Below are 25,094 nucleotides of genomic sequence, written 5' to 3'. Positions count from 1 at the left end.
ATTGAAAAAAGAATCAGCGACATATAATTTTATTCTTTCAGGTGGTGGCACAGGTGGGCATATTTATCCTGCTATTGCAATAGCTAATGAATTAAAATTAAGATTTCCAAAGTCTAATGTTTTATTCGTAGGAGCAAAAGACCGCATGGAAATGGAAAAAGTGCCTCAAGCCGGTTATAAGATTGAAGGACTTTGGATTTCAGGTATTCAACGCAAGCTGACTTTTAAAAATTTAATGTTTCCATTTAAACTAATTTCAAGTTTGTTCAAATCAAGACGAATTATAAAAAAATTTCAACCAAATGTAGCTATTGGTACTGGCGGATTTGCAAGTGGCCCACTATTACAGGTTGCAAATTCTAAAAATATACCTACTTTAATTCAAGAGCAAAATTCTTATCCAGGAATCACCAATAAATTGTTGAGCAAAAAAGCTGATAGTATTTGTGTCGCTTACGAAGGTCTTGAACGTTTCTTTCCGAAAGAAAAGCTAAAGCTCACGGGTAACCCTATCAGAAAAGATGTGATAGATATTTCAAATAAGCGAAATGCAGCATTAACGAAGTTTAACCTTGATAGTAATAAGCTTACGTTGTTAGTTTTAGGAGGTAGTTTAGGGGCAAGACGAATTAATCAACTTATAGAAAGCAAACTTGATTATTTAAAAGAACATAATTTACAAGTCATTTGGCAATGTGGTAAGTTGTATTATGAGCAATACAAAGTTCATGATGCAGAGAGTCATATTCAAGTACATTCATTTTTAAATGAAATGGATTTGGCCTATGCAGCTGCGGATATCATTATATCTCGAGCAGGAGCAAGTTCGGTCTCAGAGTTATGTGTTATAGGAAAGCCTGTGATTTTTATTCCATCTCCAAATGTTGCAGAAAACCATCAAACAAAAAATGCAAAAGCAATTTCAGATAAAGATGCAGCGGTTTTAATTGAAGAATCACAGCTGGATTCTAATTTCGAAAACCAATGTTCTGAACTTATTAAATCAGATGAGAAAAGAGCAGCTTTAGGAGTGAATATAAAAAAACTGGCATTGGTAAATGCAACTAAAGATATAGTAGATGAAGTTGAAAAACTTTTAGAAAATAATGAGTAGCGATAAAAGAAATATATATTTCATTGGCATTGGCGGAATAGGCATGAGTGCCCTTGCTAGATATTTTGTTGCAAATGGAAATAAAGTTGCTGGCTATGATAGAACACCATCCGATAATACCAAGGCTTTACAAGATTTAAATGTTGATATCCATTTTGAAGATGATGTCAATTTGATTTCTAATATATTTAAGGACAAAGATTCGACACTGATTGTATATACGCCTGCAATTCCAAAATCGCATTCAGAACTCAACTACTTTTTAGAACATAATTTTAAAGTAAAAAAACGATCACAAGTGCTAGGTGATATTACTGAAAACACTTTTTGTTTTGCGGTAGCTGGGACTCATGGTAAAACAACAACAACTAGTATTCTGGGTCATTTGCTTAATGAGTGTGAGGTTGAAATGACTGCTTTTTTAGGAGGAATAAGTGAAAATTATAATTCAAACCTAATCCAAAACGGTACAAAAATTACCGTCGTTGAAGCTGATGAATTTGATAGGTCGTTCCTTACATTATCGCCAGATTTTGCATGCATAACATCTATGGATGCGGACCATTTAGATATCTATGGCGATGCTTCAGAATTAACGAAGTCATTCAAGGATTTTACGAGTAAAATAAAGCCCAAAGGGAAGCTTTTTATAAAGAATGGGCTACCAATTAATGGAATCACCTATGGAATTGAAGATAACTCAGATTATTGCGCAAAGAATATCAGGATAGAAAATGGTGCGTATGTTTTTGATCTGCAAACTCCAAAAACAACTCTCAAAGATTTTAAATTTCATTTACCAGGTAGACATAATTTGTCAAATGCATTAATAGCACTAGCAATGTCTTTAGAATACGGACTGAGTCAACTAAAACTTACGAAAGCTTTGGCGTCTTACAAAGGTGTAAAGCGGCGATTCACCTATCATATTAAAACAGAAAACTTAGTTTTTATAGATGATTACGCACACCATCCTGAAGAAATTAATGCAGTCCATCATGCGGTAAGAGAAATGTATCCTGGTGATGCTGTATTGGCCGTTTTTCAGCCGCATCTATTTTCAAGAACACAAGATTTTGTGGATGAGTTTGCAATGGCCTTATCAAAGTTTGATGAGATATTATTATTAGATATATATCCTGCACGAGAATTACCAATACCAGGTGTGAATTCTAAATGGCTATTAGATAAAATTGAAAATCCAAATAAGGAATTAACTAATAAGATTCAGTTAATCAGTAAGATAGAACAGAGTTCTGCAAAGATTGTTTTAACAATTGGTGCCGGTGATATTGGAGAAGAAGTCAAAAAAATTAAAGAGAAATTAAGCATTGCGAGTTAAATACGGTTACATAAAAGTGTTGGTTTTATTGGTGTTAGTAGGTTTTTTGTATGCCTTTACAAATGCTAGAAACAAGACAAGGATCATAGATGAACCAATGGTGGAGTTTTCAGGTTCAGAGAACTTATTCCTAACTCATGAGAATGTTAGTAAATTGTTAATACAAAATCCTAATGGTCTTAATAACAAGGACAAAGAAATTATAGATTTGAATGAGTTAGAAACTGCCCTAAATTCTAACCCAATGGTCAAAAATGCTGAAGTTTATATGTCTGTAATTGGCAGACTATCAGTAGAAATAGAGCAGAAAAGACCAATTGCAAGGGTATATACAAATGCGTCATATTATGTTGATGATGAAGGCTCCTACATGCCATTGTCATCGAATTATTCGGCTAGAGTACCTTTTGTAACAGGTACAGTTTATAAATCGAAGCTAGACCAAGTATATAAAATTGCAAAGTATATTGACGAAGATGATTTTTTGAAACAACATGTTATAGAAATTCGTCAAGATGAGAATAAAAATATAAGCCTTCGGCTACGCAAATACCAATTTATTGTTGAGCTAGGACAATTAGACAACTTAGAAAAGAAGGTAAATAATTTTAAAGCTTTTTATAAAAAGGCAAATAAAGATAAAACGATTAATGCATATAGCCGTGTAAACTTGAAGTTTGAAAGCCAAGTGATATGCACGAAAAAATAGATTATGGAACAGCATAATATTTCTGTAGGATTAGATATAGGAACGACCAAAATTGTCGCAATGATTGGTCGTAAAAATGAATACGGAAAGGTTGAAATTTTAGGTGTTGGTAAATCAAAAAGTTTGGGTGTTCATCGCGGTGTTGTAAATAACATTACACAAACTATCCAGTCTATTCAACAAGCGGTTCAAGAGGCAGAAGCGGCTGCTTCAGAAAAAATATCTGAAGTCACCGTTGGAATTGCAGGACAACATATTAGAAGCCTGCAACATAGTGATTATATCACGAGAGCAAATTCTGAATTGGTTATTGACGAAGCTGATATTGATAGACTTATTAACCAAGTTCACAAACTGGTAATGCTTCCAGGTGAAGAAATAATTCATGTATTACCACAAGAATTTAAAGTAGACGGACAGGCCGAAATTAAAGAACCAATTGGGATGTATGGCGGAAGATTGGAAGCTAATTTTCATGTGGTCGTTGGTCAAGTATCATCAATAAGAAATATTGGTCGCTGCGTAAAAAGCTCTGATTTGGAACTTGAAGGTATTACACTAGAGCCATTAGCCTCTGCTAACGCAGTTTTAAGTCAAGAGGAAAAAGAAGCAGGTGTTGCTTTAATTGATATAGGTGGTGGAACAACAGACTTAGCAGTTTTTAAAGATGGCATAATTAGGCATACGGCGGTAATACCTTTTGGTGGAAATGTCATTACAGAAGATATCAAAGAAGGATGTTCAATCATTGAAAAACAAGCCGAGTTACTTAAAATTAAATTTGGCTCTGCTTGGCCAGGAGAAAATAAGGATAACGAGATAGTATCTATTCCTGGATTAAGAGGTCGCGACCCCAAAGAAATTACCCTAAAAAACCTGTCAAAAATTATTCATGCTCGTGTAGTTGAAATTATCGAACAAGTTTATGTGGAGATTAAGAACTATGGACATGAAGAGCAGAAGAAAAAACTAATTGCAGGTATTGTACTAACAGGAGGTGGAAGTCAACTAAAGCATTTAAAGCAATTGGTTGAGTACATTACAGGTATGGATACCAGAATTGGCTATCCTAACGAGCACCTTGCAGGTGGTAGCGATGAGGAAATTGCAAGTCCACTTTTTGCAACTGCAGTTGGTTTAGTAATGGATGGATTAAAACGTCAAGAACGAAAAATAATTGAAGCTGAAGCAGAAAATAGTGATGCAGAAGTTTCTCAAGAAAATATAGACGAAATTATTGAAGAACAACCAAAAGAACGGCGCTCATTTTTAGATAAACTAACGGAACGCGTCAAAGATTTTCTTGATAATGCCGAATAATAATTAATTAATCAAAACAGTATAAAAAACCCCATAATACAGTTAATATGAACAATAACAACGAATTTGGTAATATTGCTTTCGATCTACCAAAAAACCAATCTAATGTCATTAAAGTTATTGGCGTAGGCGGTGGTGGAAGTAATGCTATAAATCACATGTTTCAACAAGGTATCAAAGGTGTTGACTTCGTGATTTGTAATACAGATGCGCAAGCCTTACAAAATAGTGGTGTACTAAACAAAATACAACTAGGTGTAAATCTTACAGAAGGTTTAGGAGCAGGAGCAAATCCGGATGTTGGTGAGCAAGCAGCACTAGAAAGTCTTGAAGATATAAAGCGCATGCTCGAAACAAATACCAAGATGGTATTTATTACCGCAGGAATGGGTGGCGGTACGGGTACTGGAGCAGCACCGATAATTGCAAAAATGGCGAGAGAGTTAGATATCTTAACTGTAGGTATCGTTACTATGCCGTTTCAATTTGAAGGTAAGATGCGAAATGATCAAGCACAACGAGGTATTGAAAGATTGCGAGAGCATGTAGATTCGTTAATTGTAATTAATAATAATAAGCTTAGAGAGGTATACGGTAATTTAGGATTTAAAGCAGGTTTCTCAAAAGCAGATGAGGTATTATCTACGGCTTCGCGAGGAATAGCTGAGGTAATAACACACCATTACACTCAAAATATTGACTTGCGTGATGCAAAGACTGTACTAAGCAATAGTGGTACAGCAATAATGGGTTCTGCAACAGCTTCAGGTCAAGCTAGAGCGCAGGACGCTATAATGAAAGCTCTAGATTCACCACTATTAAACGATAATAAAATTACTGGCGCTAAAAATGTATTATTACTAATTGTTTCTGGCTCTCAAGAGATTACTATTGATGAAATAGGAGAAATTAATGACCATATTCAAACAGAAGCAGGTTATGGTGCTAATATAATTATGGGTGTTGGTGAAGACGAGTCTTTACAAGAGTCTATCTCTGTAACCATAATTGCTACAGGTTTTGATCTTGATCAACAAAACGAAATTTCTAATACAGAAGTCAAAAAAGTAATTCATGCTCTCGAAGATGATGATTATAAAGAAGAAGTACATGTCCAAGAAAATGATCCGGCAATAATTACGCCAGATATTGTATTAGAAAAAGAAGTTGAAACTCCAATTATTCATACGTTAACTGAAGAAGATTTTGAGGAAGAAGCACCGACTATTGAAAATGAATTAATTAAAACGACTCAAGACATAAAAGACATAAATGTTATTTATGACGAGGTTTTAGATACGAATACTACCGTCGAAGATGATTTTGTTATTACTTCTGTTCAAAATAATGTAGAAGACATAATTGAAGAGAAAGAAGAACAAATCACATTAACTTTCGATTTACCACTTTCTAATTTTGATGGAGAAAAGATTGAAGAACCTGAGACTGGTGAAGAAAAAATGCTATTTCAATTAGAGGACGACGTAAAAGATATGCAAGTTACAGACCCAATTGAGTTAATCTCTGTTACTGAGGTAAATGAAGATGGAGAGAAACGTTATGCACTTGAGGATTTTGCAACTACCGAAACGGAAACTTCAATACATGCTAAAACTCAAAAAGAAGTTAAAGAAGAAATTGTTTTTGAGAAAAAGACCTTGCCAGTTGAAGAGTTAGACGAGGAGGCTTCAGAAGAGATAGACCCAATGAATAGTCCTATATCAGAAATCTTAAAGGCAAGAGCAAATGAACGTCGCAAAAAAATGAAGGACTTTAATTATAAGTTCAATAATGCGAAGATTGATGAAATAGAAAAAGAGCCTGCTTACAAAAGGCAAGGTGTTAATCTTGATGATTCTCACAATAATTCAGATACAGATACCTCACGGTTATCTGTAGGAACAGATGATAATGACGACATACAATTAAGAAGTAATAATTCTTTTTTACATGATAATGTCGATTAATGGTTAATCTATTGAAGTACAAACTATGTACTGTCTTTAAACCCGAAAAGTCCCTCAATTTTTCGGGTTTGTTTTTTTAATAGTTTAGTATCTTCGCAGTTCATAAAATTTTATAATATGAGTTTACAAGCAGAAGTGATGACTGCAATGAAAGCAGCAATGAAAGATAAAAATCAAACAGCTTTGGCAGCGTTAAGAGCTGTAAAATCCGAGATTCTACTTGCGCAAACCTCCGGAGGAAATTCGGAATTAACTAAGGATGACGAAATTAAAATTTTGTCAAAGCTTGTAAAACAGCGCAAGGACAGTGCTGCAATTTTTACAGCGCAAAACAGATTAGACTTGGCTGACCCAGAATTAGCTCAAGCAGAAGTTATAAGTCAATTTTTACCAGAACAGCTTAATGAAGATGCTATAACAAAAGTGGTTGAAAATGTGATAGCTAAGGTTGGAGCGCAAGGAATGAAAGATATGGGAAAAGTTATGGGTATTGTAAATAAACAGCTTGCGGGACAAGCAGATGGTAAAACAATTTCTACCATAGTTAAGGGTAAATTAATGTCTTAATATTAATAAATATAGGCCACGTAGCTCAGCTGAATAGAGCACTGGATTTCGGCTCCAGCGGTCGTAGGTTTGAATCCTACCGTGGTCACGAAGTAATAAAAAGCAAGCTAATTTTTACGCTTGCTTTTTTGGTCTCCTTTATTTGAAATAAAAAATCATATATTTACTTACAACATGTCCCAAAATATATGGCCAATTCAGGGCTAATTTTCAATATACTTTTTTTAACCTTAATTGGGTTTATTGTTCTTCGGTATATATATCGCTTTGCAGAACAGACTTATGCCGAAACTAAAAATAGACCTTTCTATATTAATTTTATTTTAATTCGTCGAAGGCTCACTAAATCGCAGTTGTACATTTTAAGAAACCAATTTTCGTTCTATAATAAATTATCTTCGAAGGACAGGAGAATTTTTGAGCATCGCGTTGCAACTTTTATTAATGAAAAGCAATTTCATACACGTCAGGATTTAGAACTAACCGATGAAATTAAAGTTTTAGTTGCCGCCACAGCAGTAAAACTTACTTTTGGATTTAGAAGCTATTTGTTGCCTATAATAAGAACCATATTGGTGTATCCAGAAGCTTTTTATTCAAGAATGAATGAACAACTTCACAAGGGTGAAGTTAATCCACAATTAGGCATTATAGCATTATCATGGAAGGATTTTGTAGAAGGCTATGATGATGCCAATGATAATTTAAATCTTGGCATACACGAATTTGGTCATGCTATTCACCTTAATAGTTATAAATTTAGTGATGTTAGTGCTATGATATTTAGAGATTGTTTTATGGCATTAAAACGATACTTAAGAGCAAATGAAGATATACGCAGAGACCTTATTTCAACGCGGTATTTTAGGGAGTACGCATACACAAATGAGTTTGAATTTGTAGCAGTATTAATAGAGTGCTTTATAGAAACACCTATGGAATTTAAGACTAAATTTCCGGAAATATATAATTATGTAAGACGTATGCTCAATTTTAATTTCGCCAATTATTAAAATGTATTAGTTCTCTACATTTTGGGTTTTGTTCCAGTTATATACCCACTTATTACACAAAATCGGATATATGTTACATTTTATCGATGATATGTCAGATTTTTCTATATATTAGACACTTATTAACCCTAAAATCTATGCTAAAATGTCACAAACAATTACAGTTCAAAACGCATTCAGTTCTCTAATAGAGAGTGGAAAAGACTTTCAGAGTTTAGAAACGCCTTTAGTTTATTGCGATGGAATCTCAAACAATTCCGTTAATGTTACGGTAATAGCCCCATTTCATAACAATGTATATCCAGATGGAGCGCCTACCATAACAGCTTCTGTTGGTACAGATGGAAATGACGTATTAATTATTCCTTCCTATAATAAAAGTATACCTTTAAGTAGTACTTATACACAGGTCGTTAAGATTTCTTTTTCTTTAAGCACCGGTCTGAATATAGTAAACAATCAGGCCGTCATTAATGTTACCGTTGATGAAGAAGGGCAACCGGATGATAACGCTGTTAGATTTGGTGATCCTCGTCGCAAAACTAAAGTTATTGCTAACGGAGGTTAAAATACATTCAAATAAACACTAACAGTTTAGCAGATATAACCTATTTTAGTGTTATGTCTGCTAAATTTATTTTCCCTCTACTTTTAGTATGCTTTTCTTTTGTTAGCACTTCACAAAATAGCCCTTGTACAAAAGAAGAAGTTATCAATGCTTTCGTAAAATCAGATAAGTTTAAACAAGCCTATAACTACTTATCAAAAAATTCTTTAGATGAATCCTATAAGCTCATAAAAGAATTAAAGCAAGAGTCTCAAAAAACCTTAGATAAAGATTTAGAAGTGTTTACACTTTTTATCGAAGGAGAACTTCATAGAAAGAATAAAGCTTTTAGAAAAAGTATCGAAACATTTCAATTGCTTTTATCAAAAGAACCTCCAAGAAACCTAACCTTTTATACCTACTTGGCCATGGGAAATATCTACATGTCTGGTCTAAGAGATTTTGGTAAAGTAAACCTCAATTATAAAAACGCAGAAGAATTATTAGATGGGTCTTCTTGTGAAGAAAAGAAGGCACTATTATACAGCGCTTTAGGGAATAGTTATTTGCTTAATGAGAATTATAAAGAAGCAGAAGCGTATTATAAAAAAGGATTAAAAATCTACGTAAACACTAGTAATTTTAATGAAGCTGCTACAAATTATAGTAACCTTGGTAATCTTTATTTTGAGAAATATGAAGACAGAAAGGCAAGAGAATATTTCTTGAAAGCTCTTAATACCTTTCAAAAAAAGGACAGTACAAATATCAATGCCAGACAACGTGTTAATTATAACTTATCTGCAGTTTATGAAGCGCTAAAGGATTATGAAAAATCGTTAAAGTACCTAAACCAAGCAAATGTGTTAAGAGACTCTATTTGGAATAGCGATCGTGTTTGGGAAATTGCCGAGCTTGAAAAGAAGATTGAAGTTGAAAAACGAGAAAAACGTGTAAGTATTTTAGAAGCGGAGAATAAAGTCAAATCAGCACAGCGTAACGGCGTAATCATATCTGCTTTAATACTTTTGGCATTATTAGGTGTTAGTGTATATTATTATAGAGAAAAAGTAAAAACCAATAAGATTATTTCTGACCAAAATGAGGAACTCGACCAATTAAATGCTACCAAGGATAAACTATTTTCAATTGTAAGTCACGACTTAAGGTCGTCTGTTAATGCGCTAAAGACAAGCAATAAAGGTCTTATTAATAGTCTTAAAACAAAAAATATAGAAGAACTAGATGTGCAACTAAACTCTAATAGTGCAATAGTAAATGGCGCATATAACCTGCTAGATAACCTACTAAATTGGGCCTTATTACAAACAAAGCAATCCTATTTTAATATTGAGCCCCATAGATTGTTCCATCTAGTTGAACACGTTGCTTATAATTATCAAGCTTTAATTTTTGAAAAGAATTTAGATTTTAAGAACGACGTTTCTAAAAAAGAAAAAATACAAGTGGACCAAGAGTCTTTTAAAATTGTTTTAAGAAACCTGATGGATAATGCTATAAAGTTTACTAAAGAAAATGGGAAAATTAGTATATACAGTCAATCAGAAAATGATGAGTATATCAATTTAATTATTGAAGACAATGGTTTGGGAATGTCCGAACAAACACGTTTGGAATTACTTAAAGAAACAACTCTATTATCTAAAAAAGAGAATGAAGATATTATAGGAACAGGTTTAGGAATGCAACTTTGCAAATCAATGATAAAGAAAAATAAAGGCATTTTTAATATTGAAAGTGAATTAGGAAAAGGAACAAAAATCATCGTATCTTTTCCCAAAGTAATTGCAGATGGATAATGTAAATGTACTTATTGTAGAAGATACACCTGCTGAAGCAGAGAAACTCGTTAAAACCCTAAAAGATAATAATTATAATGTGCTTGCTGTAGTTGATACCTTTAAGGAAGCAATCACAATGTATCAAACTGCTAGGCCAGACCTTTTAATTATAGATATTTTTTTAAACGGCGCACCTGAAGGAATTAATATTGCTGAAGCAATTGCCCTTAGCCCAGATGGTGCAAAACCTTTTGTTTTTTTGACTAGTGCCACCGATAGACAAATTTTTGAACGTGCTAAACTTACAAATCCATATAGTTACTTATTAAAACCGTTTAATGAACTCGAGTTACTTTACGCCATTGAGATGGCTTTAGAGAAGTTTTACAAACAAACAGATGTGTTTCAAGGTGATGAAGAAAATACCATAATTAGTGATGATTATTTGTTTATTAAAAAAGGGAAATCTCTAAAGAAAGTTTTAGTAGATGAAATAATATATATCGAAGTAGAGGATAAGTACTGCAATATTATTACTTCAAAAGAAAAGTTCGTTATTCTCATCTCATTAACTAAAATTTTAAAATTGCTCGATGACACAGTTTTTTACCGAACGCATCGTAATTTTATTGTAAATGTTAAAAAGATTGAAGAAATAGTACCAGTAGACAATCTCATTATTACTTCTGGTAATCATAAAGTCACTTTGAGTGATAATTACAAAGATATTATCAAAAAGGTAATCACTTTAAAGTAGTTAAAAAACTACGTTACATCTTATTCCATAAATTTCTAATTTCATGAGCATAAATAGTGTGCTCATGCCATTTATCTATAATTAAAAAGTGTTTCAAATTACATTTGAAACAAATAATAGTAAAACCCCCATTATTATGTCTGATTATAGATACAAAGTACACTCAGCAATTTATTCATGTAAGACTCTTCAATCTAATGTTGCTTCAGGTTATGATGTAACTGAAAAAGTACAATCCATTTTAAGGGATCCAGACAATAATGGGATATTAAAAATAGATAGTAGTATTATTAATGGTTCAGCTGGTAACTGTAATTCTAAATGCTTTGCAATTATAGTAACGGTTGTTTACCCAGATGGTAAAATTCTAACCAGGTTCTGCTCATGCAGTGAAGGTAGTATACTCAATATTAAGGAATCGGGCGTAGTATGCTCGTTTTAAAAAATAGCCAATTGCTTTATAAGTAGGTGACCGAAGTTATAGTAATTACTATTGGGGGATTTAATTAAAAACTTCAACTTCACCAATCCAACCAGAAGAGAAATCTTCTGGTTTTTTTATTTTTTATCTATAAATGATTCTAAAAGTTTAATTTTGGTATTATACCTATCGTAATTATTTAAGTATATATGTATACTATTACATTAGTTGCTGGGGCTCGCCCAAATTTTATGAAAATTGCTCCAATACTAAAAGAGCTTAAAATTGCACGCGATAACGGTGCGGCTCTAAGTTATAGACTTGTTCACACTGGTCAGCATTATGATAAAAATATGTCTCAAAGCTTCTTTGAGCAGTTGTCAATTCCTGAGCCCAATACTAATCTTGGTTGTGCAGGTGGTACACAGGCTGAGCAGACAGCTAGTATTATGCTTGCTTTTGAAAATGAATTGCAAAAACATCGGACAGATTTGGTAATTGTAGTTGGTGATGTAACTTCAACAATGGCTTGTACATTAGTTGCTAAAAAGTATGATATCGTTGTTGCCCATGTCGAAGGTGGTATAAGGTCTAGAGACTTGACTATGCCAGAAGAGATAAACAGGATCGTAACCGATAGTATAGCCGATTATTTCTTTACTACGTCAGAATTAGCAAATAGAAATTTACGTGAAGAAGGTAAGTCTAAAGACCAGCTTTTTTTAGTAGGTAATACAATGATAGATACCCTGATAGCTAATCAATCTCATTTTTTTAAACCCATAGTTTGGGATAAGTTAAAATTAGAAAATAACTCTTTTTTAGTTTTAACTATGCATAGACCAGCTAATGTTGATCAAGAGCAAAAATTAGAAGCTATGCTTAATGAGATTCTAGTTCAAAGTAGAGAATTACCGATTGTTTTTCCGGCACATCCTAGAACTCAAAAAATATTGTCTAGCCTTAATATTAAAAACAATAGATTACATATTGTTGAACCATTGAGTTATTTAGAATTTAATTATTTGGTGAAAAATGCGAAAGCGGTTATTACGGATTCTGGCGGTATAACTGAAGAAGCTTCGATAATGAATGTGCCTTGCCTTACATTAAGGGATAATACTGAACGTCCGGAGACCATAACTCATGGTACTAATGAGCTTGTTGGTACAAGTCCAAAGGATTTAAAAAAGTATATGGATTTACTTTTTAATAATCAATGGAAATCAGGAAATGATATTCCGTTTTGGGATGGTAAAGCTGCAAAACGTATTGTAGATGTTATTACAAATAAGCTAATTAAGAATTAGCTAGAGCTTTTAGATTTGCAATAGTTTTTGGTTGATCTTCACTTCTAAAAACATGACTACCTGCAACAAACACATTTGCTCCAGCATCCACTAATGCTTTAATATTTTTGTCTGTAACACCACCATCAATTTCAATAAGGGTGTCTAAATTCCTTTCATCAATCATTTTACGAAGCTTTTTCACTCTATTGTATGTGATATCTTCAAATTTTTGACCTCCAAATCCTGGATTAATCGACATTAGCAAAATCATATAACACTCGGGCAAAATATCCTCCAAAACAGAGACTGGAGTAGTGAGGTTTAATACAATTCCCGCCTTACATCCTGCAGCTTTTATTTGTCTCAATGTACGATGAAGATGCACGGTACTTTCGTAGTGCACTGTAATAATGTCCGCGCCAACATCTGCAAACGCTTCAATATATCGTTCAGGCTTTTCAATCATTAAATGCACATCTAAGGGCTTAGTTGCATGCTTTTTTATGGCTTTAATCACAGGCATTCCGTAAGAAATATTTGGAACAAAATGGCCATCCATAACATCAATATGAAACCAATCGGCATCACTGTTATTTACCATTTCTGTATCACGTTGTAAGTTGCCAAAATCTGAGGCTAGCATTGATGGTGCAATTAAGCATTTGCTCATGGGTTTTGTTTTAGAAAGTTAGTCGTTAACTGAATTATTTCATTTGCAGGTAAATATTCTGCATTCTTAATCCAATTGAAGTACAAATATAACTTTTTCATGTTGGCATATTTCTGAAAAGTTTCAAATTTCCCACTATTATAGTCTTTAAAAATTTGACCATCTATTTCTACATCTAAGAGCTTTATTACACCTTTATGTCTTGAGTCTTTTTCTATCTTATTAAAAAGGGTGTCTACTTTTGCTTTTCGGCCTTCAAGTATTTGAAAAAATTGCTTATTACGTACAATTAATAGACCAGTAATATCATTCACATTGTTTCTAGTATCAACGAGATTTATGAGGTTATCGATACTTTCTTTGGTTAAGTTTTTTGAAAAATTACTTACGTAACAGATTGTTTTCATTGATTGTTGGAGGATTATAACTAAAGTTACAAAAAAAAGTGAACCCACGGTAATCAGCCGTGGGTTCTTTCATCAATCAAAAAACGAACAGTTATGTTTTGTAACTGTTGTTACTGTAATTTAGTCGTAAATCGTGTTCTAATCTAACAAAAATTAATTGAATATTAAAACACAAGTCTTACTATCCTAAATAAGTCTTTAATATTTTGCTTCGTGAGGTGTGTTTTAACCTACGGATTGCTTTCTCTTTAATTTGTCTTACACGTTCACGCGTAAGGTCGAATGTTTCACCAATTTCTTCAAGTGTCATTGGGTGTTGGTTTCCTAAACCAAAATACAAACGAATTACATCTGCTTCACGAGGTGTAAGTGTTTCTAATGCACGCTCAATTTCTGTTCTTAAAGATTCGTGTAATAAGTCTCTATCGGGGTTTGGAGACTCGCCACTACGTAATACATCGTAAAGGTTAGAATCTTCACCTTCAACTAATGGTGCATCCATTGATACATGACGACCAGAATTTTTCATAGATTCTTTTACATCATTAATGGTCATGTCCAGTTCTTTTGCAATTTCTTCAGCAGAAGGTGGGCGCTCATGACTTTGCTCTAAAAAGGCAAAGGTTTTATTAATTTTATTGATTGATCCAATCTTATTCAAAGGTAGACGCACAATACGAGATTGCTCAGCTAACGCTTGTAAGATAGATTGACGAATCCACCAAACAGCATAAGAGATAAATTTAAAACCGCGTGTTTCATCAAAACGTTGCGCAGCTTTAATCAACCCTAAATTACCTTCGTTAATCAAATCTGGTAAAGTTAACCCTTGGTTTTGGTATTGCTTAGCAACAGAGACTACGAAACGTAAATTAGCTTTAGTTAATTTTTCTAAAGCGATTTGGTCTCCAGCCTTAATACGCTGTGCTAACTCTACCTCTTCATCCGCAGTAATTAAATCTACTTTACCAATTTCTTGTAAATATTTATCTAATGACGCGGTTTCACGGTTAGTTACCTGCTTTGTAATTTTAAGTTGTCTCATGTAATTTTTACGATTTGTACAATTAAACGTAACAATAGGTTACTATTATTATACGCGAGAGATTACAAAAATGTTACAAAAAGATTAAAATATTTTTTATAATTCGTTTCGATCATAAATTATACGCTACAATAAAAGTATCATGCAGATTGTCCTGGGCTTCGTCCTTATTCTTACAATACTTTAAGCATAGTGTAAATATGGTTTCACAGAATAAATGGTATAACTGATTTTGGGCACTTAATTTTTGCCTTTTGCAATCTTTTATCAGTTTATCTAAATTCAATCTATTTCAGATAGTTTTAATTATTCAAATATATAGTCATAACTAAATCTAGCAATTAAAGATCCGCTATCAAGTGTGCTATAATTGCTGTAGGTACTGTAATTTTCTGAGTTTGAATCACTCTCAAATTCAGCAGAAAGACTATTTCCGAAGAAATTAGTAGTAACGGATTCAAAACAATTCGTTGCAATATATTTTGCGTTATAATAATTAATAGCAGAAGTATTTAACTCTCTATGCTGATTTAATAACATTAAGGTTGCTCTACCAAAAGTTTCTTCATATATTTTTCCGAGAGTGTTTATGGTACTTTCATATGCATAGGTAAATGAAAGTGTAGGAAAAAAAGTGCCGTTTAAATCTTTAAATTCATTCGAAATAATCATGTTATTATTGCTGTCGTAAGTGTAATTGGTATACGATGTCTGATTGTTATTAAACGTGTAAATCTCTTGATAGGTTTTATTTTTATTTGCATCTAAAACAATTTTGGTTGTCGCTAAATCAGTATCAAAATTAATACCATCCTGGCTTCCTTTAGATACACCAAATATGGTATCTGCAGTATGTGTAAAAACAATTTTAGTGTAAAAACTGCTTTGGCTATTGTCTATATTTTCTTTTTGGTATTCAATGAGGTTACCATTGACATTGTAGCTGAAGTTTTTAATTGATACAATAGTTCCATTAATATATTGAGAAATTCTAGAAATACGATTATTAGAATACTCATATTCTGCCGTTGTTTCATCGGTAGTAAGACTACTTGTATTGGTTGAATTTATGATTCTATCGTCATCAAGGTTAAAGCTTCGTTCCAAGATTATTGTATTGGGACTTGTTGTAACATTATAAGTTCTAAAAATGTAGTTCTTTAACTGAGGGTTGTTAGGTTCTATTTCAATATCAATGCTTTCGTTTGAACATGAAAATATTAAAATTGGTAACATTAAGTATTTTGTGAAAATGTTTTTCATAAGGCTGTTTACCTTATAGACTGAAAAACTTAAAAAGGTTGCGTACTTTTTTTAATTAATTATAAAAAGTTCATTTTGTAATCAAGATTTATTCGCTCTGTAGCAAGTGTAATTTTATTATGAATTGTTTTAAAAAATAAGGCTCTATCTTTTTCACCAGCAGTAGCCAAAAGCTTAGAGTTTGACATTTGCTTATTTAAAAACTCATACATCATATTGCAAGTTGCTTCATTTTCTATTTTAAAATAACTTAACACCGTAAACGGCGTAAAGAACGCTTTTTGTGATGGTGTTACCACCATAACTGTATTCGTAAGTGTGTGCAAGTCGCATTTATAAAGCTTAAAATGTTTTTCGGTGTTGTTATTCATACTTTGATTAATAGTATGTTCCTCTATTTGGTTTATTACTTGATGTATATCTTTACATATCTTTAGTGCCATATCTCTAGAAACCATACCAGCTTCGAAGTAATACAGTACTTGTTGTAATGTACCATTAATGGTGGTGTCGCTCCATAATTCAGTAATATTAATATGGTTGTAGACTTCGCTTAGTTCAAAGGCACTTTCAAGAAGTGATTTAGGAATTTTTGTTACCCATTCATCAAAAGTTATTTTGCTTTTAGCCATGTCTACATCTAAATCTTTGAGCCAAACATACATTTTGTAGCGCGTGAGGAAAGAGTCTGTAAGTGTTCTGAACAATGAAATATCCTTGCCTGACCAAATGATTTCTGCTTTTTTCACCTTGACTAATGGCTTAACATTTTGTAGCGATTGTATAAACCAAAGTTCTAATCCTTTTTCATTTATTGGTCTTGGCGATAAATCAGTAACTATTGTGCTTTGGGAGCCAACCTCGAACAAACTATTTAAAGACAGTTTAAAATGTTTGGAAAGCTTTACTGCTTCTTCAAGACTTATACTTGTTTTTCCGGTTACTCGCCTATAAGCAGCATCATAATTAATATCTAAAATATCTCTAACGATCTCGGTTAGAGACATATTATCTGAGATTTTAGCCCTAAGCTGTTTAATGAATTCTTCTTGCATATTTTCAGTTTAAGATTATTAAATTATATAATTAATTGTAAAAAACACAAAAATTTAAAGATTTAATCTGTAGAACTTAATCTAAAATATCAATTATTGCAAATTATGTTTGTTGTAATATTTAAAATAGTTAAAAATGAAAAACCTGTTTTTTATAAGTACTCTAGCTTTTTTAACACTTGGTTTATACGCACAGCGAAATGCTGTGTTTATGGAATTAGGCGGAAATGGACTCTTTGGGTCAATAAATTACGAAAGGCAACTAACAAAAACACCAAAGCTTTATGCGCGACTTGGAATAGGGTTTTGGACTGATTTAGGGATTTTAGGCTCAAGTGATACTGGATATACTGTCCCAATTTCATTTCATTATTTATTGAACTTAAAAAAGGATGATGGTTTAGATTTTGGAATTGGAGCTACAATAGTAGAATCTAAATTTCCTAGTAATCTTGCCAATAGCAATATTGTTTACATATTTACAAGTATAGGGTACAGGAGAAATTTTTGGAACAACTTTTTTTGTAGGGTACACGTTACACCTTATGTTACTAATGTTACAGAAGATTATTTTACCATATCGTCTGAAGATGGGGTTATTATGTCGGTTACTGAATTTGACGGTTTTGATACAAATCAATGGTTTGGTGCAAGTTTAGGAGTGCGATTTTAGATATTTTAATAATAAAAACAAAGCCCATCACAATTGTGATGGGCTTTATGCTTATTAATTAATAAGGATTAAAATACAATTTTGTTTATCTAATCTTGTGAAAAAATGAATTCGTCAGTTATAGTTGTTCTAGTTACGAGGGATCCAGTAGCACCAAATTGACCAAATACGTATTCACTCAAAGTAGCAAAATTTTCTTCATTTGTTGTGTGATCTACGCTGAAGTTACTATTAACAAATGTTGTTGTGAAATTTGTAATAGGATTTTTTGCTATTTTTCTTGCTTGAATTTGATTTACAGATTTATTATCTAAAGGGTGAAGTAGCATCAATGTCTTTTTTGAGAAGCTTGCTTCACTGATTACGTTTAAAGTATTAGTGACTGTATTTAAGTTATAATTAAATTGGTTGATAATGCCAGAATTATTAGGGTTAGAGTTGAAAAATGCTTCGACAGTCAAATTATCATTTTCATATTCATAAAAATCAGTAGAAGTAAAATTAAAGTTGACTAGCTTGTACTCATAGAAAACACAATTATCATTATTATCAATAACATATTTTATTTCTCTATCTATATTATTGTATGTTATACCGTCAGTACTATAATCTCTTGTTGCATAAATTGTATCGTTAGTATAATTAAAGGCAATTCTTCTGTAGTTTGACGATGAAGGCGTAAATCTTATATATTCGGACAAATCACCATTAGAATTATAATTGTAAAAATATGACCTGTGCAAGACCCCATTTCGTGTCTGTTCTACTTTTGATAATCTATTGTTGTCATATAAATAGTCAAAACCTAATTCAATTTCCTCACCTGTAAGAAGATTAATATTTTTTCCACTTCCAGATCTAAATTTATTATCTTCTATTAGATAATTTATTGAATCTAAATTTGATCTCAAGCCCAAAATTGGGTCAAGTTGTTCAAAATGAAATTGAGATATATAACTTGTTAATCTAGGTGCTTCAACTATATCATTACTAGTGCTGCAAGATATTATGATGAGTGAAAGTAAGCTTATTAGGTGATTTTTTTTCATTGAGATTAAATTAAAAAGGTCTTTCTGTAAAAATAAGAAAGACCTTACAAATAATATTTAAAAAGAAGTTTTTATTAATCTTCTTTTTTATCTTCTCGAGGTTTTCTATCGTCTCTGCGATTGTCTCTATTACGATTATCGCGACCACGATTATTACCACCACGATTGTTGTTGTCACGTTTTGGACGTGGTTGCCAACCTTCAGGTTTTGGTAAAATAGCCTTACGAGAAACTTTTTCTTTACGTGTTTTTGGATCTATACCAAAATACTTCACATCGAGAATATCTCCCATTTTAACCACATCGGAAACATTTTCTGTACGTTCCCAAGCCAATTCACTAACATGAAGTAAAACCTCATTACCTGGAGCATCTGTATATTCTACTACAGCACCAAAGTCTAGCATCTTAATTACTTTTACTTCGTATACGCTACCAACTTCTGGCTTAAATAATAAGGCATCAATTTTTGCCATTACAGCATCAATACCTTTAGAACCTACACCAAGAATTTCTACAATTCCTTCTTCAGTAACTGGGTCCTCATTAATAACTATAGTAGTCTCAGTTTCTTTTTGTAACTCTTGGATTACTTTTCCACCTGGTCCAATTAATGCACCAATAAATTCATTAGGAATACGTGTAGTCACCATAGTAGGAGCGTGCTCTTTAACTTCTGCATTTGGCTCAGCAATTGTATCGGTAAGCTTACTTAAAATGTGTAAACGACCATCACGAGCTTGCATAAGCGCTTTTACTAAAATCTCATACGACAATCCTTTTATTTTAATGTCCATTTGGGTAGCTGTGATACCATCGGCAGTACCTGTTACTTTAAAGTCCATATCACCTAAATGGTCTTCATCACCTAGTATATCAGAAAGTACTGCATATTTGTCTCCATCAGAAATTAATCCCATCGCAATACCAGAAACAGGTTTCTTTAATTGCACACCTGCATCCATTAACGCCATTGTACCAGAACAAACCGTTGCCATAGAAGACGAACCGTTAGATTCTAATACCTCAGATACTACTCTTACAGTATAAGGACAATCTTCTGGTACCATACCTTTTAATGCACGTTGTGCTAAGTTACCATGACCAACTTCTCTACGAGATGTACCACGAATTGGTCTAGCTTCACCAGTTGAAAACGGTGGAAAATTGTAATGTAAATAGAAACGCTCTTCACCTTCGTAAGATGGCATATCAATCACATTAGCTTCTCTACTTGTTCCTAAAGTTACTGTAGCTAAAGCTTGAGTTTCTCCACGAGTAAATATAGCTGAGCCGTGAGTAGATGGTAAATAATCTACCTCACACCAAATAGGCCTAATGTCTGTAGTCTTACGACCATCTAAACGTAAACCTTCATTAAGTGTTAAATCTCTAACTGCTTTTTTATGCGCTTTAGAAAAATATTTGTGAATTAATTTACCAAGCTCGTCTTGTTCATCTTCGGAAAAAGAAGCGAATACGGCTTCTTTAATATCACTAAATGCTTGTCCACGCTCATGTTTAGAAGACCCTGTTTTAGCAACTTCGTATACTTTATCATATACCATATCGTGAACTTTCTCAGATAAGGCTTCATCTTCGACTTCAGGCTCATACTCACGCGTTTCTTTTTTACCAAATGCTTCAGCTAATCGTAATTGTGCAGCACACTGAACCTTAATGGCTTCATGCGCGGCTTTAATAGCTTCAACCATTTCTTCTTCAGAAATTTCATCCATTTCACCTTCGACCATCATTACAGAATCTGCAGAAGCACCAATCATCATATCAAGATCAGATTCTTCAAGTTGAGCAAAAGATGGGTTAATAACAAACTCACCGTTTACTCGTGCTACTCTAACTTCTGAGATAGCAGTTTCAAAAGGAATATCTGATAATTGAATCGCAGCTGAGGCAGCTAAACCTGCCATAGCATCTGGCATTACCTCTGGGTCATGAGACATTAACTGAATCATAACTTGTGTTTCAGCATGATAATCTTTTGGGAATAATGGTCTTAAACAACGATCTACTAAACGCATTGTTAATACTTCTCCATCACTTGGTCTCGCTTCACGTTTGAAAAAACCACCTGGATAGCGACCAGCTGCAGCAAATTTTTCTCTGTAGTCTACTGTTAAAGGTAAAAAGTCTACGTCTGCTTGATGGTAGTTGGAAACAACTGTACATAAGAGCATGCACTTTCCTGACTGCACCACAACGCTTCCATGAGCTTGTTTGGCTAATTTTCCGGTTTCGATAGATATTTCTCTACCATCACCAAGGTCTATGACCTCTTTAAATGTCTTTGGAATCATAAATTTTTTATTCTTGCTAAGGCGTAAAATGCCTAGCCTTGTTAAACAATGGTCGTTGTGTTGTTGTGTAGTTGTGTATTGACCAATGAAAAACTATAAGTAGCTTCTTCAATTCGATTTTTTGACGCTTTCGAATGCGTATGTATTAAATAAAAAAGAGGCTAAAAAGCCTCCTTTTTTTATTTTCTTAAACCTAGTTCTTTAACTATAGCACGATATCTTAAGATATCTTTCTTAGTTAAATAATCAAGTAATGCACGACGCTTACCTACTAATTTTACTAACGAACGCTCTGTGTTATAATCTTTACGATTGTTTTTTAAGTGCTCTGTTAAGTGGTTAATACGTTCAGTAAACAATGCAATTTGTCCTTCTGCAGAACCAGTATCGGTTTTTCCTTTACCGTATTTTGCGAAGATCTCTTCTTTTTTCTCTTTTGTAATATACATGCTAATATTATTGTAAATGATTGTTATGTATTTTGAAAGTCTTTCTTTCAGGCGGCAAATATAGGAAAAATAAAGTATCTACAACTCTAAAGTATAAATATTTAGATTTTTTTTGGACTTAATTTTAAACCTTTTTCAATTGGCTTGGTCTTAAAGATATGTTAACAGAAAAATTGAAATAAAAATTGCATCCATCAATCTTTGTGCGCACAAAGATTAGTTGCAAAAAATCTCCCTCATTAACAACTTAAATTATTAGACAATGAGACATTTTAGTAACATTTTAAAACCCTTTATTGCCCTATTTTTAGTGGGATTGATCTTTAACTCTTGTTCGGACAGCAACGAAGAGATACAAATTGTAGACGACACATCACAAGATACTTTAGAATTTGCTCGAGCTGCAGAAGTAGATGCTGCTAGCGCCTCTTTAGAAGACGTGGTTATAGAAGTATTTGAATTTGATGAAGCAAATCCTAATGGTCGAGTACAACCTCCTGGATTACCAGATTGTGTTACCATAACTGTAGTTGCACAACAAGGCTTTAGAGAAGTTACCATAGATTTTGGTAGCGAAGGCTGTTTGGTAAGAGGACATATACTTCAAGGACAAATAGTATTCTCTTATACAAGAGATATTGAAGCGCAAGAGATATTGATTACCTATGACTTAATTGATTTCTTTTTCGATAATAAAAATATTATAGGCAGTAGAACAATTTTGAAAGAAAAAGAAAATGAGAATGGTAATCCTCAATTTACCCATACCTTAGATTTAACTGTAATTTGGCCAAATGGAGTGCAAGCTTCCAGATCTGGTACAAAGATTAGAGAATGGGTTGAAGGATTTGGTAGTGGCATTTTTAGTGACAATGTATTTGAAGTTACTGGCAACTGGACGACAACATTTGTAAATGGTAATACACATACATACGAGGTTCTAACACCATTAAGAAGAGAAGTGATTTGCACTTACTTCGTTAGTGGTACTGTAGATATTCAACGCACAAACTTTGGAGGTATCTTTGACTATGGTGAAGGTGATTGTGATAATCAAGCCTTATTTACCTTTAATAATGGAACAGAAATAACAATTACACTTAATTAAGTAAGTGGTTTGTTTGGTTTGAGTTTAATTAAAAAAGCGAGCTTAATAGCTCGCTTTTTTTATGCTCTTAACGGTTGATTTTTTATTAAATCTATGTAGAGATTAATTTTGTTTTTCAAATCTTTTCGATGCGATATAAAATCTAAAAAACCGTGCTCTAATAAAAATTCTGAAGTTTGAAATCCTTCAGGTAATTCTTTACCAGTTGTATCTCTTACAACTCTTGGTCCAGCAAATCCAATTAATGCTCCAGGCTCAGCTATATTGATATCACCCAGCATTGCAAATGACGCTGTTGTTCCACCTGTAGTTGGGTCAGTACATAATGATATGTATGGTATTTTTGCTTCCGCCAATTGTGCTAGCTTCGCAGAAGTTTTTGCTAACTGCATTAATGATAATGCAGCTTCCATCATACGTGCACCTCCAGATTTACTAATCATTAAAAATGGAATTTCATTTTTAAGTGCATGATCAGCGGCACGGGCAATTTTTTCACCAACAACACTTCCCATTGAGCCACCAATAAATGAAAAATCCATACAGGCGACTACCAACTCATTACCCTTAGATTTGCCCACAGCTGTGCGCACAGCATCTTTTAAGTTTGTTTTGGCCTGAGCAGCTTTAAGACGTTCAGTATATTTTTTAGAATCTTCAAACTTTAAAGGATCTTTTGAAGTTAAATTTTCATCAAGCTCTGTGAATGTATTATCATCAAATAGTATGTCGAAGTATTCTCTACTACCAATTCTAACATGATAGCCATCTTCTGGACTTACATAATAATTTTTTTCAAGTTCTTTGGTGTCAATTATTTTCCCAGTTGGTGACTTATACCAAAGTCCTTTGGGTGTGTCCTTTTTTTCTTCGGTCGAGGTTTGTATACCTTTATCTTTTCTTTTGAACCAAGCCATGTTGATCTTAGATTTTAGATTTGCAATTTAAGATGCTAATGCATCTTGAAATCGAAAGTTTTAATTAGTTAGTTAAAGGCAAAATTAATACTAATTAATCAAACACTAAAATAGACGACTTAAGTATTATTATAAATATTAAACCCATCAAAAATGCTAGCACATAAATGATGGGTTTTTGACCTTAATGGATTTGGTTTTTATAATGTATTTACATTGTTCAAATCTTCGAATGCTTTTTTAAGTCTTTCAACAAAAGCTTGTTCACCTTTTCTTAGCCAAACTCTTGGGTCGTAGTACTTTTTGTTTGGCGAATCAGGACCTTCAGGATTTCCAATTTGAGTTTGTAAGTAGTCTTTTTTATCATCTACGTAATCTCTTACACCACTTAAAAATGCCCATTGCATATCGGTGTCAATATTCATCTTGATAACACCGTATCCTATAGATTCTCTTATTTCTTCAAGTGTTGAACCAGATCCACCATGGAAAACAAAATCGATATGGTTGTGAGGTAAATTGTATTTTTCAGAGATATATTCTTGAGAATTTTTAAGAATTTTTGGAGTTAATTTAACATTACCTGGTTTATAAACACCATGTACATTTCCAAATGCAGCTGCAACTGTAAATTGGTCACTAACTTTACTCAATTCTTCATATGCGTAAGCCACTTCTTCTGGTTGCGTATATAGTTTTGACTCATCTACATCACTATTATCTACACCATCTTCTTCTCCGCCTGTAATTCCTAACTCTATTTCGAGAGTCATATTCATTTTGCTCATACGAGCGAGATATGCTTTACAGATTTCAATATTTTCTTCTAGAGGTTCTTCAGAAAGATCAATCATGTGTGAACTAAATAAAGATTTTCCTGTCTCTTTAAAATGTTGCTCACTAGCATCTAATAATCCATCAATCCATGGTAATAATTTTTTAGCACAATGATCTGTATGCAAAATAACAGGAACACCATAAGCTTCGGCCATTAGATGAACATGTTTTGCACCAGCCACACTACCTGCAATAGCTGCGGCTTGATTTTCATTACTTAATCCTTTTCCGGCATTAAACTGAGCACCACCATTAGAAAATTGAATAATTACAGGTGAGTTTAAAGCCTTCGCTGTTTCTAATACCCCATTTATAGTATTAGAACCAATGACGTTTACTGCTGGTAATGCGAATCCTTTTTCTTTTGCTAGTTTAAAAATTTCTTGTACTTCATATCCTGTAGCAACACCAGGTTTAATGTTATGACTCATCTTTTTTTGGTTGAAAAATTA

At 33.0% G+C, this 25,094-nt stretch carries 24 protein-coding genes and 1 tRNA gene; 15 read left to right on the top strand and 10 right to left on the bottom strand.

The genetic code is table 11. The annotated features are described in order from the left end of the window. The first annotated feature begins 1 nt into the window (after position 1). The 13 genes from murG (at position 2) to wecB (ending at position 12,869) form a co-directional block, all read left to right on the top strand. Complete coding sequence (gene murG / locus ED556_RS11675) at positions 2–1,114, top strand: undecaprenyldiphospho-muramoylpentapeptide beta-N-acetylglucosaminyltransferase (protein ID WP_296323918.1); 1,113 nt, start codon at positions 2–4, stop codon at positions 1,112–1,114. Then, complete coding sequence (gene murC / locus ED556_RS11670) at positions 1,107–2,456, top strand: UDP-N-acetylmuramate--L-alanine ligase (protein ID WP_296323915.1); 1,350 nt, start codon at positions 1,107–1,109, stop codon at positions 2,454–2,456. Before murG ends, murC begins: the two co-directional genes overlap by 8 nt. Then, on the top strand, positions 2,446–3,165 hold the full coding sequence (locus ED556_RS11665) for a cell division protein FtsQ/DivIB (protein WP_296323911.1): 720 nt from the start codon (positions 2,446–2,448) through the stop codon (positions 3,163–3,165). Before murC ends, ED556_RS11665 begins: the two co-directional genes overlap by 11 nt. A gap of 3 nt (positions 3,166–3,168) precedes the next feature. Continuing rightward, the gene (ftsA, locus tag ED556_RS11660) at positions 3,169–4,485 is read left to right on the top strand and encodes a cell division protein FtsA (protein WP_296323908.1); all 1,317 of its coding nucleotides are present in this window, start codon (positions 3,169–3,171) and stop codon (positions 4,483–4,485) included. Positions 4,486–4,532: 47 nt separating this feature from the next. After that, the gene (ftsZ, locus tag ED556_RS11655) at positions 4,533–6,452 is read left to right on the top strand and encodes a cell division protein FtsZ (protein WP_296323906.1); all 1,920 of its coding nucleotides are present in this window, start codon (positions 4,533–4,535) and stop codon (positions 6,450–6,452) included. A 117-nt stretch (positions 6,453–6,569) separates the two neighbouring features. Further along, positions 6,570–7,019, top strand: coding sequence for a GatB/YqeY domain-containing protein (locus tag ED556_RS11650; protein WP_296323904.1), 450 nt, complete (start codon positions 6,570–6,572; stop codon positions 7,017–7,019). Positions 7,020–7,033: 14 nt separating this feature from the next. After that, positions 7,034–7,107 (top strand) — tRNA-Arg (locus ED556_RS11645). Between the two features lie 100 nt (positions 7,108–7,207). Continuing rightward, the gene (locus tag ED556_RS11640) at positions 7,208–8,032 is read left to right on the top strand and encodes a zinc-dependent peptidase (RefSeq protein ID WP_296323903.1); all 825 of its coding nucleotides are present in this window, start codon (positions 7,208–7,210) and stop codon (positions 8,030–8,032) included. Between the two features lie 145 nt (positions 8,033–8,177). Then, a complete protein-coding gene (locus tag ED556_RS11635) occupies positions 8,178–8,600 on the top strand; it encodes a hypothetical protein (protein WP_296323901.1) in 423 nt (140 codons plus the stop codon). Positions 8,601–8,653: 53 nt separating this feature from the next. Beyond that, positions 8,654–10,399, top strand: coding sequence for a tetratricopeptide repeat-containing sensor histidine kinase (locus ED556_RS11630; RefSeq protein ID WP_296323900.1), 1,746 nt, complete (start codon positions 8,654–8,656; stop codon positions 10,397–10,399). Next, entirely contained in the window at positions 10,392–11,138 is a 747-nt protein-coding gene (locus tag ED556_RS11625) for a LytTR family DNA-binding domain-containing protein (RefSeq protein WP_296323897.1), read from the top strand. Before ED556_RS11630 ends, ED556_RS11625 begins: the two co-directional genes overlap by 8 nt. 136 nt (positions 11,139–11,274) lie before the next feature. Continuing rightward, positions 11,275–11,580, top strand: a complete 306-nt coding sequence (locus ED556_RS11620; protein ID WP_296323895.1) for a hypothetical protein — start codon at positions 11,275–11,277, stop codon at positions 11,578–11,580. Positions 11,581–11,768: 188 nt separating this feature from the next. Continuing rightward, positions 11,769–12,869, top strand: a complete 1,101-nt coding sequence (gene wecB / locus ED556_RS11615; protein WP_296323892.1) for a UDP-N-acetylglucosamine 2-epimerase (non-hydrolyzing) — start codon at positions 11,769–11,771, stop codon at positions 12,867–12,869. Here wecB and rpe read toward each other — a convergent pair. The 5 genes from rpe to ED556_RS11590 all read right to left on the bottom strand — a co-directional run bounded on the left by rpe (position 12,859) and on the right by ED556_RS11590 (position 17,291). Next, the gene (gene rpe, locus ED556_RS11610; protein ID WP_296323889.1) at positions 12,859–13,521 is read right to left on the bottom strand and encodes a ribulose-phosphate 3-epimerase; all 663 of its coding nucleotides are present in this window, start codon (positions 13,519–13,521) and stop codon (positions 12,859–12,861) included. The genes wecB and rpe overlap by 11 nt on opposite strands. Next, the gene (locus tag ED556_RS11605; protein WP_296323886.1) at positions 13,518–13,928 is read right to left on the bottom strand and encodes a BLUF domain-containing protein; all 411 of its coding nucleotides are present in this window, start codon (positions 13,926–13,928) and stop codon (positions 13,518–13,520) included. The genes rpe and ED556_RS11605 overlap by 4 nt, the downstream gene beginning before the upstream one ends. 181 nt (positions 13,929–14,109) lie before the next feature. Next, positions 14,110–14,973: a sigma-70 family RNA polymerase sigma factor gene (locus tag ED556_RS11600; RefSeq protein WP_008270568.1), complete on the bottom strand. Its 864-nt coding sequence runs from the start codon at positions 14,971–14,973 to the stop codon at positions 14,110–14,112. A gap of 306 nt (positions 14,974–15,279) precedes the next feature. Continuing rightward, a complete protein-coding gene (locus tag ED556_RS11595) occupies positions 15,280–16,236 on the bottom strand; it encodes a hypothetical protein (protein ID WP_296323884.1) in 957 nt (318 codons plus the stop codon). Positions 16,237–16,295: 59 nt separating this feature from the next. Then, positions 16,296–17,291 carry a hypothetical protein gene (locus tag ED556_RS11590; protein ID WP_296323883.1) on the bottom strand — a complete coding sequence of 332 codons (996 nt, stop codon included), beginning with the start codon at positions 17,289–17,291 and terminating at the stop codon, positions 16,296–16,298. A gap of 136 nt (positions 17,292–17,427) precedes the next feature. On the opposite strand from ED556_RS11590, the gene ED556_RS11585 reads away from it, so the two are divergent. Beyond that, positions 17,428–17,964 carry a hypothetical protein gene (locus ED556_RS11585; protein WP_296323881.1) on the top strand — a complete coding sequence of 179 codons (537 nt, stop codon included), beginning with the start codon at positions 17,428–17,430 and terminating at the stop codon, positions 17,962–17,964. A gap of 89 nt (positions 17,965–18,053) precedes the next feature. On the opposite strand, the gene ED556_RS11580 is transcribed toward ED556_RS11585, so the two are convergent. The 3 genes from ED556_RS11580 to rpsO all read right to left on the bottom strand — a co-directional run bounded on the left by ED556_RS11580 (position 18,054) and on the right by rpsO (position 21,780). Beyond that, positions 18,054–19,013: a hypothetical protein gene (locus ED556_RS11580; RefSeq protein ID WP_296323879.1), complete on the bottom strand. Its 960-nt coding sequence runs from the start codon at positions 19,011–19,013 to the stop codon at positions 18,054–18,056. A 74-nt stretch (positions 19,014–19,087) separates the two neighbouring features. Further along, positions 19,088–21,331 (bottom strand): polyribonucleotide nucleotidyltransferase, encoded by a 2,244-nt coding sequence (locus ED556_RS11575; RefSeq protein WP_296323877.1) that lies wholly within the window; start codon positions 21,329–21,331, stop codon positions 19,088–19,090. A gap of 179 nt (positions 21,332–21,510) precedes the next feature. Continuing rightward, complete coding sequence (gene rpsO / locus ED556_RS11570; RefSeq protein ID WP_296323872.1) at positions 21,511–21,780, bottom strand: 30S ribosomal protein S15; 270 nt, start codon at positions 21,778–21,780, stop codon at positions 21,511–21,513. A gap of 262 nt (positions 21,781–22,042) precedes the next feature. Here rpsO and ED556_RS11565 point away from each other — a divergent pair, with 262 nt between their 5' ends. Then, entirely contained in the window at positions 22,043–22,888 is an 846-nt protein-coding gene (locus tag ED556_RS11565) for a hypothetical protein (protein WP_296323869.1), read from the top strand. 59 nt (positions 22,889–22,947) lie between these two features. Here ED556_RS11565 and accD read toward each other — a convergent pair whose 3' ends face one another. Further along, complete coding sequence (gene accD / locus ED556_RS11560) at positions 22,948–23,805, bottom strand: acetyl-CoA carboxylase, carboxyltransferase subunit beta (protein WP_296323866.1); 858 nt, start codon at positions 23,803–23,805, stop codon at positions 22,948–22,950. Positions 23,806–24,005: 200 nt separating this feature from the next. Beyond that, complete coding sequence (gene fbaA / locus ED556_RS11555; RefSeq protein ID WP_296323863.1) at positions 24,006–25,073, bottom strand: class II fructose-bisphosphate aldolase; 1,068 nt, start codon at positions 25,071–25,073, stop codon at positions 24,006–24,008. Between the last annotated feature and the right edge of the window lie 21 nt (positions 25,074–25,094).

It is taken from the genome of Winogradskyella sp. (genome assembly GCF_003712105.1).
In the GTDB taxonomy this organism is placed as follows: Bacteria; Bacteroidota; Bacteroidia; order Flavobacteriales; family Flavobacteriaceae; genus Winogradskyella.
Note: the sequence above shows the minus strand (reverse complement) of the source record. Positions and strands in the feature narration are given on the sequence as shown.